A 15,128-nucleotide genomic window follows, 5' to 3' on the forward strand; every position below is an offset into this window, starting at 1 on the left:
TTAATACCCTCTTTCTATACTTTGGTATCCATATAATGTGTACTTTCAAATCATACTGGCTATGGCTACTTTTTCTATAACTCCTCATATCTCTTTATAAATTCGTTGCCAAGGTAACTTCATTATACCTTCCCTTCGCCTTTAGGTGAAGGGATTTCTCATCCCCGATAGGGACATTAAATTGTAAAATCATTCTAATTCATTAATAGCTTATTTTATGATTAAATTTCCATTATGATACTATAATAATTACATTCCTCTTCCTGAGTTTTGCTTTTCTATTTTTTTTCTTTGTGCTTCCATAGCTTTTGCCAATCCTGCTTTATGCTTATCTCCTTCCTGAGGTATTTGTTTACCAATATCTTTCGCCTCTTTTTTTACAATATTTGGAATTGACGGAGGAGGAGGTGGTGGGACAGGAAGACCACCCCCAGGCATTGGAGGCGGTACCGGTATAGTACCACTAGGCATAGTTGGAGTATTTTTTGAAGGTTGATTAGCAGCTTCTGCTTGCTGCTGCTTTATCTTCGCTTCTTTCATACGTCTTATAGCTGCTAATGCTCCTTGTTGCTGTAAATCTGCAGCTGTCGGTTCTCCTTTCGTAGGCGATGAGGGGTTATTTTTATTATCAAACTTTTTTTCTCTATCTGAAGCACTATTAATAGTATTATATTCTTTTTCTATAGCTTTAAATTGATTATTAATAGATTCCAATGCTGCAACAATTTTTCATCTTTCTTCTCTAGTAATATTAGAATTAGATTTTTTTCTTCAGCCCCTTTTTCTTATCTTCTAATTCTTTCTGTTTTTGCTTTAATTCTTCTAAAATTTTTGCATGATTATCTGTTTGAATTTTAGGTTCTTTATTTTGACTTATTGGAGTATCAACATTTTGCTTTCTTTGCACACTCTTCCATGCTAACTCTTCTATAAAAGAATTAAATTTTGGCCTTTCTACTGGTTGAGATGAACTCTTTATTAGTATTTCTACTGGCTTTATTCCTAAATTTTTGTTTTACCGCCTTTCTCATCTTTAACTATTACACTTCCTTCATCACTGGTAAACTTATTAAGCAATGTTTTAGGGTTCTTAAATTCTGCCGTTAAATTATTATTTTGTAATTTAGAAAAGATGTCTTAAATATTTCTTTTTTCTGTTAGGAATTTACTTAATTCTTTAAAAGTTTGATCATTTTGCAAACTGATATTATCTATCTCATAACCAGGACTACTATCTACAAAATTTAGTACGAAAGGTTTAGCTTTTATTCCGTCATATATCTTTTTCAAAAAATGATCATTAAAATTTTGACTTTCATTAGTACCTTTTAAATTATTCTTTAACTGCTCAAAAGTCATTTTTTTCGGTTCGGCAATACTAGGATTATGCAAGTCTGTATTAAGCATAATTGTTTGGTAAGCTAGTATATATGCGGCATCCTTACTTTTTATTTCACCGTTTAAATTTTGTTCATAATAGTTTGTTCCAAAACTTTCGACTAACCTATCTATTTTTTGAGCTTCGCCCGGTAATTTAAATGATTGTAAAAACCCACGTAAACTTTCTAAATAATCTTTTTCTTTAAAATTAAATTGCTTAGTAAAACTCTCTAATACTTTTTTATTATCGCCTCCCTCCATCTGTTCCAAGATAATCTCCTACAAACTCTAAATTTAGATTACTTTTTTCCTCATAAAAAAAATTAGCAGTTTCTTCTGCAAAATCTTTATTATTATCAGCACACCATTGTTTAATTCTTACAATTCCGCTTTTTGGCTTATCATTAAACAGTTTCGTTACTTCGTTTTTTACTAATGAGTCCATTTTATCCATCACAAGTTAATTAAATATCTAATCATTAAAGACCTTTTATAGATTCAACACAAGTAAAAGCCGCAATTTTTAATATTTTACTATCTGTTACTGTGGCTCGTAAGATTTTATTCAGAAATTGATATTAACAAACAATATAATTTTAGAGGCTAATTGATAAGATTTTTGCAAGAATAGTTATTCATATTTCAAAAAAATCTTATAACTCGCAGCAAAAAAAATTAAATTATCGGTTAAAATTTATTTATAGATAGCCTCTTAAACCTCTTTTATAGCCTCAACGCAAGCAAAAGTTGCTATTTTTAGTATTTCATTAGCTGTGGCTGTAGCTTGAAGTATTTGAACGGGTTTTTCAAAACCGTTTGTTATAGGACCTATGAAGCTATTGGATGAAAATTCTTGTAATAATTCAGTAGAAATAGCCGCTGAGTTTAAACCAGGCATAATTAATACATTTGCAGATCCTGATAATCTACAAAATTTATATAATTTACGTAAATCACTGTCTAAAGCTACCTTAACCGACATTTCTCCATCATATTCAAAATCTACTTTCATGCCGCTCAGCTCTTCTTTGTCTTTACTAAAATTATCTAGTATATTTACTGCTTCACAAATACGAGCTGTTTTTTCCTTAGAAGCATTACCGAAGCTGGAAAAAGAAAGAAGAGCAACTCTTGGGGTCATCCCCATATTTTTAGCAATTTCTGCCGTTTGTGTTGCTATTTGAGCAAGCTCTAAGCTGTTTGGATATTCAGTAATACAATTATCAGAAATAATAATATTATTGTCTTTAGCAATCATAATTGAATAGCCAAGGATTCTACGATTAGGTTTTGGCGAAATTACTTTCATGATATCTTCTAAACTATCTATATAGCTTTTAGTAACACCGGTTAAAAGAGCATCACCGTCACCGCAAGCTACCATACAAGCAGCAAAAATATTCTTATCTGTTTTAACAAGTTTAGCACAATCACGATATAAATAGCCTTGTCTCTGAAGTCTTTTATATAAATAATCAATATATTTCTCTAAACTATCAGTTAAAGCTGCATTCATTATTTGAATTCCGTCTAAGCTAATATCTTGACCTATCTTTTTTAACGTAGCCTCAATTCGCTCAACACGACCGATTATAATCGGATGACCGTATTTCTCGTCTCGCATCATAAGGGCGGCAGAAATTACTTCTTCTTCTTCACCTTCAGCAAAAACAATCCGCTTAAGCGGTGCATTATGAATTTTTTCAGCTAAGAAATGCATATAGTTAGCAGTAGGGTTTAATCTACTACCCAATTCTTTCCTATATTTACCTATACTAAAATCTTTAACCCTAGCAACGCCGCTTTCTATTGCAGCAACGGCAACTGCCGCTGCTACTACGGTAATTAAACGAGGATCAAACGGTACGGGAATAATATATTCCTTACCAAAAACCATCTTACGCCCTGAGTAAGCTTTATACACCTCTGCCGGTACGGGTCTACGGGCTAAATCTGCAATAGCTTTTGCTGCAGCTATTTTCATTTCCGTATTAATGGTCCTTGCTCTTACGTCTAATGCTCCCCTAAAAATATAAGGAAATCCCATAACATTATTAATCTGATTATTATAATCAGATCGCCCTGTTGCTATAATTGCATCATCTCGCACAAGCTTTATATCTTCAGGAGTAATTTCCGGATCAGGGTTAGCCATAGCAAAAATAATCGGATTATTTGCCATCCCTTTCACCATCTCTTGAGTTACCACCCCTTTTACCGATAACCCTATAAATACATCTGCATTATTTAAGCTTTCTGCTAAAGTTCTAAACTTGGTATCGCTTGCATATAGCTCTTTCCATTGATTCATACCTTCTAGGCGTCCTTTGTATACAACACCTTTAGTATCACATAAAATAATCTTTGATTTATTGGCTCCAAGAGCAATTAATAAATCAATGCAAGCAATAGCAGCGGCCCCTGCTCCATTTACTACTATTTTTAGACCTTCAAGCTTGCGATTAGTAAGATATGCTGCATTTATTAGCCCTGCAGCGGTAATAATCGCCGTTCCATGCTGATCGTCATGAAAGACCGGTATATCCATTAAAGATTTTAATTTTTCTTCTATAATAAAACATTCAGGAGCTTTAATATCTTCGAGGTTAATACCGCCGAAGCTATAACTAAGATATTTTACAGCATTAATAAATTCTTCAGGGTCTTCCGTATTCACTTCCAAGTCAATTGCATCAATATCGGCAAATTTTTTGAATAGTACGGCTTTACCTTCCATTACCGGTTTTGAAGCAGCCGCTCCTAAATTACCAAGCCCAAGTACTGCAGTACCGTTAGAGATTACGGCAACTAAATTACCACGAGCGGTATATTTATATACATCCTCTAAATGTTTAGCAATTTCAAGACAAGGAGCTGCAACACCTGGTGAATAAGCAAGCGATAAATCTTGCTGAGTAACTAAAGACTTTGTAGCAGTAATAGTAATTTTACCAGGCTTATCTTTTTCATGATATTCAAGAGCCTCAGCATAATTTATTTTATTCATTTCATCCATTTTAGAAATTCCTGTTTTGTTTGTTTTGCTTGTGTCACCCCGTAACTTGACCACAGGGTCTTGTATCACAGGCTGTGTCCTGAGATACCACGATCAAGTCGCGGTATGACATTCAAAATCCCTATCCCATCACATACATAATAATTGATATAGTAACTACCGAGAAAAAAGTAGTAAATGTTATAATCGATGCCATAGAGTCAGGATCACCGTCAAGCTGACGAGATAAAACATAAGCCGTACTTGCACATGGAAGACAGCTATATAATATCCCAACCGATCTATCTATCCCCTCAATTGACATTAACCATAATACTATTACGCTAACTAGAGGAAATGCAACTAATTTAATAAAGCTTGTAAACACTACATTATGTAAAAGCTCTTGTCTAATAGTAAAATTAAGCCCTGCTCCAACATTTAACATACCAATAGCTAAAGCGGCATTAGAAAGGCTATCTAGCGTTTTCTTAAGCCCTAAATGTAATTCAAGATTTGAGTAATTAAAAACGAATCCTACTAAACTTGCAATAATTAACGGATTACGCACAATTAATTTCATCATTAAAACAAAGCTAGTTCTAATAGTATTAGTAACGGATTTATTAGGGATGTAATAAGCGAAAATCATTACCGATAAAATATTGGTAAAAATAATCATATAAGAGGAAATAACAGCAACAATAGAAAGCCCGCTAGGACCAAGCAAAGGGCTACTCACTCCAAAAAAAATGTAGCTATTATAACGAATTGAGCCTTGAAAAATGGAAGTAAATTGGACTTTATCTATATTGTATTTTTTTTGGTAGATTATAAGACCGATTGATACAAGGATAGTGGAAATAATAAGAGCCACTACTAACTTAATTATCGATGCAACGCTTAAGTCGGCAGTAGATACATAATTAAAAAGCATGGCAGGGAATAGTACAAAATACGATAATTTCTCAATACCACGCCAAAATTCTTCTGAAGTTAACCATTTATTTTTGATAATACTACCAAGAAGCGTAATTAAAAAAATAGGTAACGTACTACAAAAAATTTCATTCATTTGTTAATAGTTTTTATTTTCTGTGTCATCCCGCGACCTGATCGCGGGATCCAGTCTTTTTTATTTTTTTCTAGATACCATGGTCAAGCCACAGTATGAGAGCGTAACTTCCCTTCGAGCAACTTCTTCGTTTCCTGCACCCCGTAAAGCTTTATAAAAGTTCCGAGTCTTGGACCTTCGCTTTGCCCAAGCAATATCTGATATAAATCTTTAAAGTAATCATGCAGATTGTCATATCCTGCTTTCATTCCTATATCATATATTGCTTTCTGAATGCTTTCCGCCTCTGTTTGATCAGATATATCAGATAACATATCTAATATATCCTGTAAAATAACCTTATGCTTTTCAGAAGGAGCTAAATATGATTTATGTGCTTTAATAAAGTCATTATAATATCTTATAGCAAATTCTGCTAAGTGGTCAAGATAAGGGCTAGTATTTGGAGTTGCCTTTGGCTTATACTTGCTAATAAATCCCCAAAGTACCGATTTATCGGAAGGATTACACACAGCAGTAAGATTTAAAAGCAATGCATAGGTAATGCCAAAAGTCTCAATTTTCGGTACATTCCCGTGATGTATGTGATAAACTGGATTTGCAAAACGCTTTGCCCTATCCTCTTCTAAATGATATTTCTGATTAAAAGTAATATATTCATCAACATTTTTAGGAATTACATCAAAAAACAAACGCTTAGCTCTAGTCGGATTTTGGTACATAAATAATGCCATACTTTCAACGGGAGCATATTTAAGCCAATCATCAACACTAATACTATTACCTTTTGATTTTGATATTTTCTCACCGTTTTCATCTAAAAATAGCTCATAACATAGCTGCACCGGCGGCTTGCCTCCTAGGATTCGGCAAATTTTCGAATAAAGTCGAACATTTGCTAGATGGTCTTTGCCGTACATTTCATAATCGACTTTAAGAGCAGCCCAGCGCATACCAAAATCCGGTTTCCACTGTAATTTACAATGCCCTCCCGTTACCGGTACTGCTATATAATTACCGGCTTCGTCTTTATATGTAACAGTACCTACTTTAGCATCCCATTTCTCTATAGGTACTTGCAGTACCTTACCCGTTTTCGGGCATATAGGCATGAAAGGCGAATATGTAGCCTTTCGCGCTTCTTTAAACGTCGGTAGCATCAGCTCCATTATCTCGTCATATTTCTCTAGCACTCTTATCAGCATTTCATCAAACATACCGGCTTTATAACAGTTAGTACTGCTATAAAATTCATACTTAAAACCGAATTTATCAAGGAATGAGCGAAGCTTTGCGTTCATATAATGTCCATAACTTTCACCATCACAAAACGGATCAGGGATAGAAGTAAGCGGCATATCCATATACCCAGCTACCATTTCAGGATTTGGAATATTACTAGGAACTTTACGAAGTCCGTCCATATCATCAGAAAAGCAAATTAGCTTAGTAGGAATATCGGATAATTGCTCAAACGCTTTCTGCACCATCACCATACGGGCATTTTCACCAAAAGTACCTATATGAGGCAAACCTGAAGGACCGTACCCCGTTTCAAATAATACGTAACCTTTTTCAGGAGTTTTACCGTTTAAGCTGTCTAATATTTTCTTAGCCTCAACAAAAGGCCAAGCGTTAGACTTAATAGCATCTTCCCAAATTTCTGACATTTATTTTTCTTGCACTTTAATTAATAATCAGTGACAATATACTAAATTTATTTATTTGTAAAATATCACTCGAATTTTTTAATGTCATCCCATGGCTTGACCACGGGATCCAGTCTTTTTAGTGTTTTCGGATACCGCGGTCAAGCCGCGGTATGACATTGAATTCATATACTTAACCATAACCTTAAAAAAATCATGCCATTTACTACTATTATAAATTACATCAGAAAAGATAGCTATAAAGTTCTACATTTAGGACTAATTGCAATTTCTATAATAGCACTTGCTACCGCTTATATTGCTGAATATATATTCCATTATACACCCTGCCCTTTATGCGTTTATGAAAGGTTTCCCTATTTAACGCTAATCAAAATTTGCTTCACTGCTTTAATCATCAGACAATTAAGCAAATATACGCTCATATTCATTTTCCTAACCATTCTTAGCTCTTGCATATTATCAACATATCATAGCTTCGTAGAAAGAGGGATAGTACAACCAAGTGCTCTTTGCTCATCGATGATCCGTATCCCGCAAGGCTTGTCTATACAACACATCAAGCAAATGTTCTACTCTCAGCCAATCACTTCCTGCACGAAACCCGCAATCAAAATCTTCGATATTTCTATGACGGAGTATAATCTACTCTTAAATATCGGTCTTCTAATCTGTTTATTCCTGGTGTGGTTTTATCCAAAAAAATCTTAGTTTTAAAGCAACAGCAATCAATTGCATTCTCACTTTCGTGGAGAAGTATTGTTGTGTGAACCAGGAAATCCGTTCGGTGTCATCCCGTGGCTTGACCACGGGATCCAAGAGACAACTAACGCTACCTCAAATATTAAATTTCATTAATTAGTAATTAAAAAATTAACTATTGGCTTGTAGAAATTAAAATATTGTGTATAATACCCGCACGACAAAATAATATTTAAACTCAAAAAGGATATTTATATGCAAAAAAAAACAGAAAATAATATTAATAATGAAAGACTGCCAGATGGGAGCACCTTTTGACACAACGCAGTACGTGCAGGAAATGTAAAGGCTAGTAAGCTTTTAATTACCCAAGGTACAAATTTTAATATTACAGATGATCAAGGAAAAACTCCTTTAGATTATGCACCTACAGAAGAAATTAAACAAATCTTAACTACAGCAATGTGGGTAAACCAAACATTGACTTACTCTAATGTAGATAAATATTTTAATGACTTAAAAAATACTTATATTCAAAATGAGTCAGATAAGGAAAAAGCTATTGATATATTATTTAGTGATCCTGATCTTGAAGATAATGTAAAAGCGATAGTGATAGAAAAAATTTGGAATTATATAAGTTAATAGTAATAATGAAGTAGCAGCACCGGCACCAATCACAACCACTACTTCTACAGAAATAGCAGATGAAGATAATGTACGTGCACCGATTCCTGCAAGATTCGATACCTTAATTGAACCAACAAGCACTTCGACAGATGAAAAATTATCTGCTGATGTAAAAAAGTGTCTCTTTAACGGTGAAGATCCAATGAAAGTTATGAATTTATTAGAATACTACCCTAATATCTCGCCAACGAAAATAGAAGAATTAACAAATTATATTTGTGAATACGCTTTTGGCACTAATTTAGCCGGCGATATTAATATTGAATTGTAAAATCTCTCTAAGTTCTTTTAAAGAAAAACTAAGTGGTTAAAGAAGCTTTCGGGTCTAAATTTGCGATATGCTCGTCTAGAAATAATATTTTAGGCGGATGAGCTATGCTAAATGCCAGCAATATAATATGCTTTTCTCCGCCGGAAAATTTACCAAGCGGCTGTGAAAGTAATGATAAAAAACGCTGAGGTGTGCCGGTAAGTTCTAGCACCTCGCTAAAACTTAACCGTTCATTACTAGGGCATCTACTTTCCCATATGGTAATATTTTCCTCAAGCGTTAGCTCGGTAAATAGCCTCTATTCAGCTTTTTGTGTTAGTGTAAGCAGCGTACGAGCTTTCTGAGCTTTAGGTATTTTATCGATTCTGATTTGATCTAAAAATACTTTCCCACTAGTAGGATTCAAAGAACCGGCAAGTATTTTAGCTAAAGTAGACTTACCGCTCCCGTTATGACCTAATATTACGATAAACTCTTCTTTAGCAATATTTAAAGTAGTTTCAGCAATTATAGGCTCGGTTCTTTCTCTAACTTTGAACTCTATATTTTCTGCATATAAATAAGGTTTCATAATTTTGTCTTTTAAAGATGTCATTCCTGCGTAGGCGGGAATCCAGTAAAGTACAGCTTCTAAAAAAACTATGTAATAAAAAATCTTTAAAATTAAAGATTTTTTAGTCTGGATTCCCGCTTTTAGCTAGGATGACATCGAGCTCTTTAAAAAAATGTCCAGTACTATGGTCTTGACCACGGGAGCTAGGTAACACAGTGGGTTTTACTGCTCCTCGCAAGGCATTGTTGCGTGGACCGGTTTTCCCGTCATTGCGAGGAAATTACAGAGTATTTGACTAAGCAATACAGTTAAAAATTCTGATTTACAGAATTTTTTTATTATTTTTTCTGGATTATCATGTCGCTTCGCTCCTTGCAATGACATTTCAGATATCCACGCAGGCAATACCCGCTCGCAATGACGATTCAGTACTTATGAAGCAAGGCGTGCAAAATGAAAAAGAAATTCATTTCTTAAACTCTGTACTTCCTGTTTGTTCTAATACCGTTTTCCCTATTAATTGCGATAGAGCATCGTGACCTGCAGTCCAGCTGACTGGCGGCTCTTCACCTATTAAACCGGTATCATAACAATCATTAATCTTAACAAAAATTAATACTTTGGCAATGCTAAGTCAATGAAAATTGAAATATTATTCACAAGGTATAGATACTGATCTGACAAGTTCAATTATTATTTTTCTAATATTTGGATTTTGTACTCTAGTAAATGCTCTAGTTAACGAAAAAAGTTCTCTTTCCATAGTCATTGATAATGCTTTATAATCAAAAGAGACGTCATGTTCATATTGCCCTTCTTCTTCAGTAGTATTATTTAAGAAATCACTTTCTATTTCTTTGAATAGATATTCAATTTTATTATTAGAAGTATTTTTATCGTCAGTTTTTAACTTTTCTTCTTAGAACTATTAAAGAAATACTTTAAAGGCTTATTTAAAACTTTTGCAAAAACATATAACCTACTTATAGGTATATTACTTAAACCTTCTTCATATTTTTTCACTTGGAGAGCACTAATATCTAAAGCTTGCCCTAATTCTTTTTGGCTCATACCTACAGCAAGACGCCGTTCTTTTAAACGTTCACTTGCGAGTTTGTCCGGATGTTTTATTGAAGCATTCATTTTAACAATAAGCTTTAATTATTAATAAAGTCTATTCAACTTTAAAAAGCAACTTTATTAAAAATTTAATATAATAATGCTAAAACCCTTTAGTTATCAAGAATTGAGGCTAATAAATAATTAATGAAAAGTATAAAAACGATGAGTAATAGAATAGTAGAATTACCAAATTGTGAGAATATAGTAGGAGAGGTTAGTTTTTTAGGAATTAAACCTTGAGTATAATTTATTTCATTTAGATTTAGTTTTTTTATTGTTCTACCAAAAGGATCTACTATAGCTGAAATACCGTTATTTGCGACTCTAATCATAGGTAAACCGCTCTCTACGGTTCTATTTCTACTAATATGAAAATGCTGATATGGACCGCTTGATTTACCATACCACGCATCATTTGTAATATTAATTATTACATCAGCTATTTCATTATTCGTCCGTACAAAATCAGGAAAAATAGATTCATAACAAATTAAAGGTTTAATTTTAAGATTATATTTTTCAAGATCAACAAACCCTCCATCTCCTTCTTTATAATCAATTAAACCGTGAGTTAATTTTTTAAACGGTAGTATCTTTTTAAGAGGCATATACTCACCGAAAGGTACTAAATGTGATTTATGATATTCAAATAATTTATGATCATTTTTATCAAGAGCATACATAGCTGAGTAAAGTTCAAACTTATCACCTTGTTTTTTATTATCCGAGATCCCTCCTGTTATCAAAATAGCATTTGTAGAATTTAGCATTTTTAATAATTCTGATTTAACTTGCGGTATATCATCAGGTACTACTAATGCCGCTTCAGACCAAATAATTAAATCGGTGGGTTCGGAATTTTCCGATAAATTAATATGTAGCATTAAATTATGCCACAATTCTTCTTCATTCCATTTTTCGGTTTGAGGTATTGAAGGCTGCACTAATCGTACTTTTAGATCAGTGAAATTTGTAGGGTTATTACTTAGCCTTACTGCTCCATAAATGACAATTACGGTTAATATTAGGACTGAACTAGCTAGTAATATTTTTAACTGAGTAAATTGCTTACTCAATAAAGGATAAGCTGATGTAGAAATATATATAACTATAAAACTAAGTCCATATATCCCTATTATACTTAAAGGCTGTATTAAAATATCTGAAAACGAGAAAGCATAGCCGATCAAATTCCAAGGAAGACCGGTAAAAATCCATGAACGTATCCACTCAAATAATACCCAACATAAACAGAATATAAATTGGTAATATTTATTATTTTTAGCAAAAAAACTAAGCATGCAGCTTGCCGATATAAAGAAAGCTAAAACTATAGGTAGCCCAAATAACGCAAAAGGAATTGCCCACCAAAAATCCGCAATATAAACGCTAACACCGATACTTATCCAATATATTCCACTTAAAAAATGCCCAAAACCGAATAAATAACCAAATTTTGCGGCTTCTTGCCAATTTTCGGATTTTTGAACTATATAACATAAGTAAGATAAGGTTAATAATGCCGGTATAAAGAAAGTCGGAGCAAACACTAAACCGCTTAACATCCCTAACAGTAAACATATGATTTTAGGTTTATACATTTTTATCGATTATTTGTTTACAAAATAATACATCATGCTATCATTTCAGCAAGTTTTAATATAATGAGTAAATATAATGACTACAGGATTACTACAAGGAAAAAAAGGCTTAATTACAGGCATTGCAAATAATATGTCAATATCGTGGGCGATTGCACAGCTTACTAAAGAACACGGAGCAGAGCTGTGGTTTACTTATCAATCGGAAGTACTAGAAAAACGAGTTAAACCACTCGCTGAGGAAATAGGTTGTAATTTTGTTAGCGAACTTGATGTTACGAATCCAAAATCAATTAGTAATTTATTTGATGATATAAACGAAAAATGGGGTAGCTTCGATTTCTTACTTCACGGTATGGCTTTTGCCGATAAAAATGCATTAAAAGGACGTTATGTTGATACTAGCTTAGAAAATTTTCATAATTCTTTACATATATCATGTTACTCTCTTTTAGAACTCTCAAGGTCTGCAGAAGCCTTAATGCATGACGGCGGAAGCATTGTGACGTTAACTTACTACGGTGCTGAAAAAGTTATACCTAATTATAATGTAATGGGTATTTCTAAAGCTGCACTTGAGGCTAGTGTAAAATATCTAGCACACGACTTGGGAGAAAATAATATTAGAGTAAATGCTATTTCGGCAGGACCTATCAAAACTCTAGCATCTAGTGCAATAGGTGATTTTAGTACTATGCTTAAATCTCACGCTACAACCGTACCGTTAAAACGTAATACTACCCAAGAAGATGTAGGAGGAGCAGCAGTCTATTTATTTAGTAATTTATCTCAAGGTGTGACCGGTGAAATTCATTATGTAGATTGCGGTTACAATATTATGGGAAGTAATAAATTATAAATTATTATTGCATGGATCATTAAACGTATTCGATGTCATCCCGCGTGGCGTTGTTGCGTGGACCGGTAAATGCTCTTTATGTCATTCTTAGCTAAAAGCGGGAATCCAGCAAAAAGTATAAATACAGAAAATTTTTAAAATTAAAAGCTCGATTTATCTCGCTTTATGCTGGATTCCTGCTTTCGCAGGAATGACATCACAATCCATGATCTATTTTTTTGAAATGTTCAGGTTTTGGAGGAACAGGCGGTTTTTTGGATTTTGCATGAACCTTTTTATCTTCTGACGGCAATGCCGGATTATTTAATCTATTTAACTCTTTTGAGGAGTATGAGAATTTTTAATTTCACTATTTATTATTTTTCCTATTTTCTCAAGATTTTCTTTAGAAATGGAATATGATTTTATACTTATATAATTAACAATCTTTGACCACCAGGTTTGTCTTTTATCTAATTCTTGATGTATTATATCTACTAAATCATTTTTTTTGATTAGAATTATTACTGAACATCTATTAGCATTTTAATACATAACATATACTACTTTGTAAACCTTCACAAAATAAACTCACAATAACTATTTGCAACAGCGCCTAAAATGTACCTACGGCGACGGGACAGCTATTTGCAGTGGAGTTCATCTTGAATATAAGCCTGCACTCATAAAAAATCAATCTCTTAATAATATTCGTAAAATACTAAAAGCTCATGATACGGAAAGAATCAAATTATTAAATTATATATTCAAAAATCTAAATCTGTATAATAGCTCGGAGGGGTAAAGCCTGGTATTCTATCTTGTAATAATAACCTAAAAGTCGGTCTTGATTTAATTAGTGAATACCAATGTTTGATAAGCGTCCATTTATCCCAATAAATCTCACCGAAATAATCAAGTACCGATAAGTGACAGCTTGCGGCAATATCGGCAATAGTTAGTGAATCCGATACGAGATAACTTCTTTTTTCGAGTAAAGAAGTTATATATTCTAAGTGATAATTTAAATTATTTTGTGCAGCACGTAAAAACTCGGTTCGTGGGCTGCTCATTTTAGCAATTGATCTTATAACTTTTTCATCGATAATAATCTTAGTAACTTCACGATAAAATTTATCGTTAAACCAAAAGAATAATCGTCTAATTTCGCAACAAATATCAATATCTTCATCTAAAAAATTAAAATTCGGATATTTGCTATTAAGATATTCAACAAAAGGATAAATACCTACCACAAATAAGCCGTATGATTCTTCTAAAATAGGCAATGTTCCAGCAGGATTGATTTTTAAGAAACCTTTATTGAATTGCCAATAATCTTCTTTAATCGTAGTAAATTCTATATCTAATTCTTTTAAGAAGACACGAGCTTGTCTTGAAAGAGGACAAATAGGATAATAATATAACTTTTTCATTAAATTTGTGTCATATTAAGTTCTAGGTCATTCCGTGGTCTTGCCCTATGGTGCACGAACACTTCGTATGTCATGCCTGTGAAAACAGGAATGACATACGGACCACGGTAGGACAATAAGGTCTATAAGCCGGATTCTGTATGAATATAAATTCATTGCAGTTATTTATCTAGGATAAACGTTACCGTTTACCTCAAGCGATCTACCCGCATTACAAGCCGGCTAGAGATAACCCGGGAACTTGATAAGTTCTGTAATGCCTATTTGATCTTGCTCTTGGTGGGGTTTACCATGCGTAATTTGTTACCAACTTACCGGTACGCTCTTACCGTACCTTTTCACCCTTACCGAGTACTTACGTACAATTCAGCGGTATATTTTCTGTGGTACTTTCCCTAAAATAATAATACTCTGCCGGAGGTTAACCGGCACCATACCTCTATAGAGTCCGGACTTTCCTCGTGATCTATAGCTTTGCTATATCATCACGCAACTGCACGACCGTTTAGAATTATGGTCAATTTTCTTAAATTAGTCAATAACATTTAGAAGAAGTTCAATGCACTTATTAGGTTCTGTGAAGGTTTCTAATTGATTTGCTATTTTGAGATATTTTTTAGCAAAAATTAATAAGATTTTTTGAAAACTTGACTTTTGTACACAGAATATGGCACTGTTACAAATAGTTATTGTGAGTTTATTTTGTGAAGGTTTACAAAGTAGTATATGTTATGTATTAAAATGCTAATAGATTTTCAGTAATAATTCTCATTTCGCCTTGAATGCCTTGAGCGT

Annotated in this window: 11 protein-coding genes, 1 other RNA gene and 5 pseudogenes; 4 read left to right on the forward strand and 13 right to left on the reverse strand. The window is 33.3% G+C overall.

What is annotated here, in order from left to right; genetic code table 11:
- The 7 genes and pseudogenes from ACKTSD_RS07860 to ACKTSD_RS05465 all read right to left on the reverse strand — a co-directional run.
- A pseudogene (locus ACKTSD_RS07860) lies at positions 1 to 88 on the reverse strand (IS200/IS605 family transposase); the annotation flags it as partial.
- A 161-nt stretch (positions 89 to 249) separates the two neighbouring features.
- Positions 250 to 714, reverse strand: a complete 465-nt coding sequence (locus tag ACKTSD_RS05440; RefSeq protein WP_412708339.1) for a hypothetical protein — start codon at positions 712 to 714, stop codon at positions 250 to 252.
- 43 nt (positions 715 to 757) lie between these two features.
- Positions 758 to 907 carry a hypothetical protein gene (locus ACKTSD_RS05445; RefSeq protein WP_412708340.1) on the reverse strand — a complete coding sequence of 50 codons (150 nt, stop codon included), beginning with the start codon at positions 905 to 907 and terminating at the stop codon, positions 758 to 760.
- A 98-nt stretch (positions 908 to 1,005) separates the two neighbouring features.
- Positions 1,006 to 1,825, reverse strand: a pseudogene (locus ACKTSD_RS05450) (Sec7 domain-containing protein); the annotation flags it as partial.
- Positions 1,826 to 2,092: 267 nt separating this feature from the next.
- Complete coding sequence (locus ACKTSD_RS05455) at positions 2,093 to 4,396, reverse strand: NADP-dependent malic enzyme (protein ID WP_412708350.1); 2,304 nt, start codon at positions 4,394 to 4,396, stop codon at positions 2,093 to 2,095.
- A 121-nt stretch (positions 4,397 to 4,517) separates the two neighbouring features.
- Positions 4,518 to 5,450, reverse strand: coding sequence for an AEC family transporter (locus tag ACKTSD_RS05460; RefSeq protein WP_412708341.1), 933 nt, complete (start codon positions 5,448 to 5,450; stop codon positions 4,518 to 4,520).
- 83 nt (positions 5,451 to 5,533) lie between these two features.
- A complete protein-coding gene (locus ACKTSD_RS05465; RefSeq protein ID WP_412708342.1) occupies positions 5,534 to 7,120 on the reverse strand; it encodes a lysine--tRNA ligase in 1,587 nt (528 codons plus the stop codon).
- A gap of 195 nt (positions 7,121 to 7,315) precedes the next feature.
- On the opposite strand from ACKTSD_RS05465, the gene ACKTSD_RS05470 reads away from it, so the two are divergent.
- The gene (locus ACKTSD_RS05470) at positions 7,316 to 7,831 is read left to right on the forward strand and encodes a disulfide bond formation protein B (RefSeq protein ID WP_412708343.1); all 516 of its coding nucleotides are present in this window, start codon (positions 7,316 to 7,318) and stop codon (positions 7,829 to 7,831) included.
- Positions 7,832 to 8,284: 453 nt separating this feature from the next.
- On the forward strand, positions 8,285 to 8,467 hold the full coding sequence (locus ACKTSD_RS05480) for a hypothetical protein (protein WP_412708345.1): 183 nt from the start codon (positions 8,285 to 8,287) through the stop codon (positions 8,465 to 8,467).
- A gap of 353 nt (positions 8,468 to 8,820) precedes the next feature.
- Here the strand turns inward: ACKTSD_RS05480 and ACKTSD_RS05485 are convergent.
- The 3 genes and pseudogenes from ACKTSD_RS05485 to lnt all read right to left on the reverse strand — a co-directional run.
- A pseudogene (locus ACKTSD_RS05485) lies at positions 8,821 to 9,354 on the reverse strand (ATP-binding cassette domain-containing protein); the annotation flags it as partial.
- 888 nt (positions 9,355 to 10,242) lie between these two features.
- A complete protein-coding gene (locus ACKTSD_RS05490) occupies positions 10,243 to 10,479 on the reverse strand; it encodes a helix-turn-helix domain-containing protein (protein ID WP_412708346.1) in 237 nt (78 codons plus the stop codon).
- 89 nt (positions 10,480 to 10,568) lie between these two features.
- Positions 10,569 to 12,059 (reverse strand): apolipoprotein N-acyltransferase, encoded by a 1,491-nt coding sequence (lnt, locus tag ACKTSD_RS05495; protein WP_412708347.1) that lies wholly within the window; start codon positions 12,057 to 12,059, stop codon positions 10,569 to 10,571.
- 76 nt (positions 12,060 to 12,135) lie between these two features.
- Between lnt and fabI the strand changes: the two genes are divergently transcribed.
- Positions 12,136 to 12,918, forward strand: a complete 783-nt coding sequence (gene fabI / locus ACKTSD_RS05500) for an enoyl-ACP reductase FabI (RefSeq protein ID WP_412708348.1) — start codon at positions 12,136 to 12,138, stop codon at positions 12,916 to 12,918.
- Positions 12,919 to 13,114: 196 nt separating this feature from the next.
- Here fabI and ACKTSD_RS05505 read toward each other — a convergent pair.
- A pseudogene (locus tag ACKTSD_RS05505) lies at positions 13,115 to 13,422 on the reverse strand (DUF5410 family protein); the annotation flags it as partial.
- 91 nt (positions 13,423 to 13,513) lie between these two features.
- Between ACKTSD_RS05505 and ACKTSD_RS05510 the strand changes: the two are divergent.
- Positions 13,514 to 13,702: pseudogene (locus ACKTSD_RS05510) on the forward strand (BPL-N domain-containing protein); the annotation flags it as partial.
- Here the strand turns inward: ACKTSD_RS05510 and ACKTSD_RS05515 are convergent.
- Positions 13,665 to 14,333: a glutathione S-transferase family protein gene (locus tag ACKTSD_RS05515; RefSeq protein ID WP_412708349.1), complete on the reverse strand. Its 669-nt coding sequence runs from the start codon at positions 14,331 to 14,333 to the stop codon at positions 13,665 to 13,667. The pseudogene ACKTSD_RS05510 and the gene ACKTSD_RS05515 overlap by 38 nt on opposite strands.
- Positions 14,334 to 14,442: 109 nt before the next feature.
- An RNA gene (gene rnpB / locus ACKTSD_RS05520) (RNase P RNA component class A) lies at positions 14,443 to 14,842 on the reverse strand.
- Positions 14,843 to 15,128: the final 286 nt, after the last annotated feature.

Source organism: Candidatus Rickettsia kedanie, from assembly GCF_045865205.1.
Lineage (GTDB): Bacteria > Pseudomonadota > Alphaproteobacteria > Rickettsiales > Rickettsiaceae > Rickettsia > Rickettsia australis.

Excerpts from the sequence above, each read along its gene's own strand:
- ACKTSD_RS05490 (WP_412708346.1), bottom strand. The coding sequence starts at position 10,479 with ATGAATGCTTCAATAAAACATCCGGACAAACTCGCAAGTGAACGTTTA.
- fabI (WP_412708348.1), top strand. The coding sequence starts at position 12,136 with ATGACTACAGGATTACTACAAGGAAAAAAAGGCTTAATTACAGGCATT.
- ACKTSD_RS05455 (WP_412708350.1), bottom strand. The coding sequence starts at position 4,396 with ATGGATGAAATGAATAAAATAAATTATGCTGAGGCTCTTGAATATCAT.
- lnt (WP_412708347.1), bottom strand. The coding sequence starts at position 12,059 with ATGTATAAACCTAAAATCATATGTTTACTGTTAGGGATGTTAAGCGGT.
- ACKTSD_RS05515 (WP_412708349.1), bottom strand. The coding sequence starts at position 14,333 with ATGAAAAAGTTATATTATTATCCTATTTGTCCTCTTTCAAGACAAGCT.
- ACKTSD_RS05460 (WP_412708341.1), bottom strand. The coding sequence starts at position 5,450 with ATGAATGAAATTTTTTGTAGTACGTTACCTATTTTTTTAATTACGCTT.
- ACKTSD_RS05470 (WP_412708343.1), top strand. The coding sequence starts at position 7,316 with ATGCCATTTACTACTATTATAAATTACATCAGAAAAGATAGCTATAAA.
- ACKTSD_RS05465 (WP_412708342.1), bottom strand. The coding sequence starts at position 7,120 with ATGTCAGAAATTTGGGAAGATGCTATTAAGTCTAACGCTTGGCCTTTT.
- ACKTSD_RS05480 (WP_412708345.1), top strand. The coding sequence starts at position 8,285 with ATGTGGGTAAACCAAACATTGACTTACTCTAATGTAGATAAATATTTT.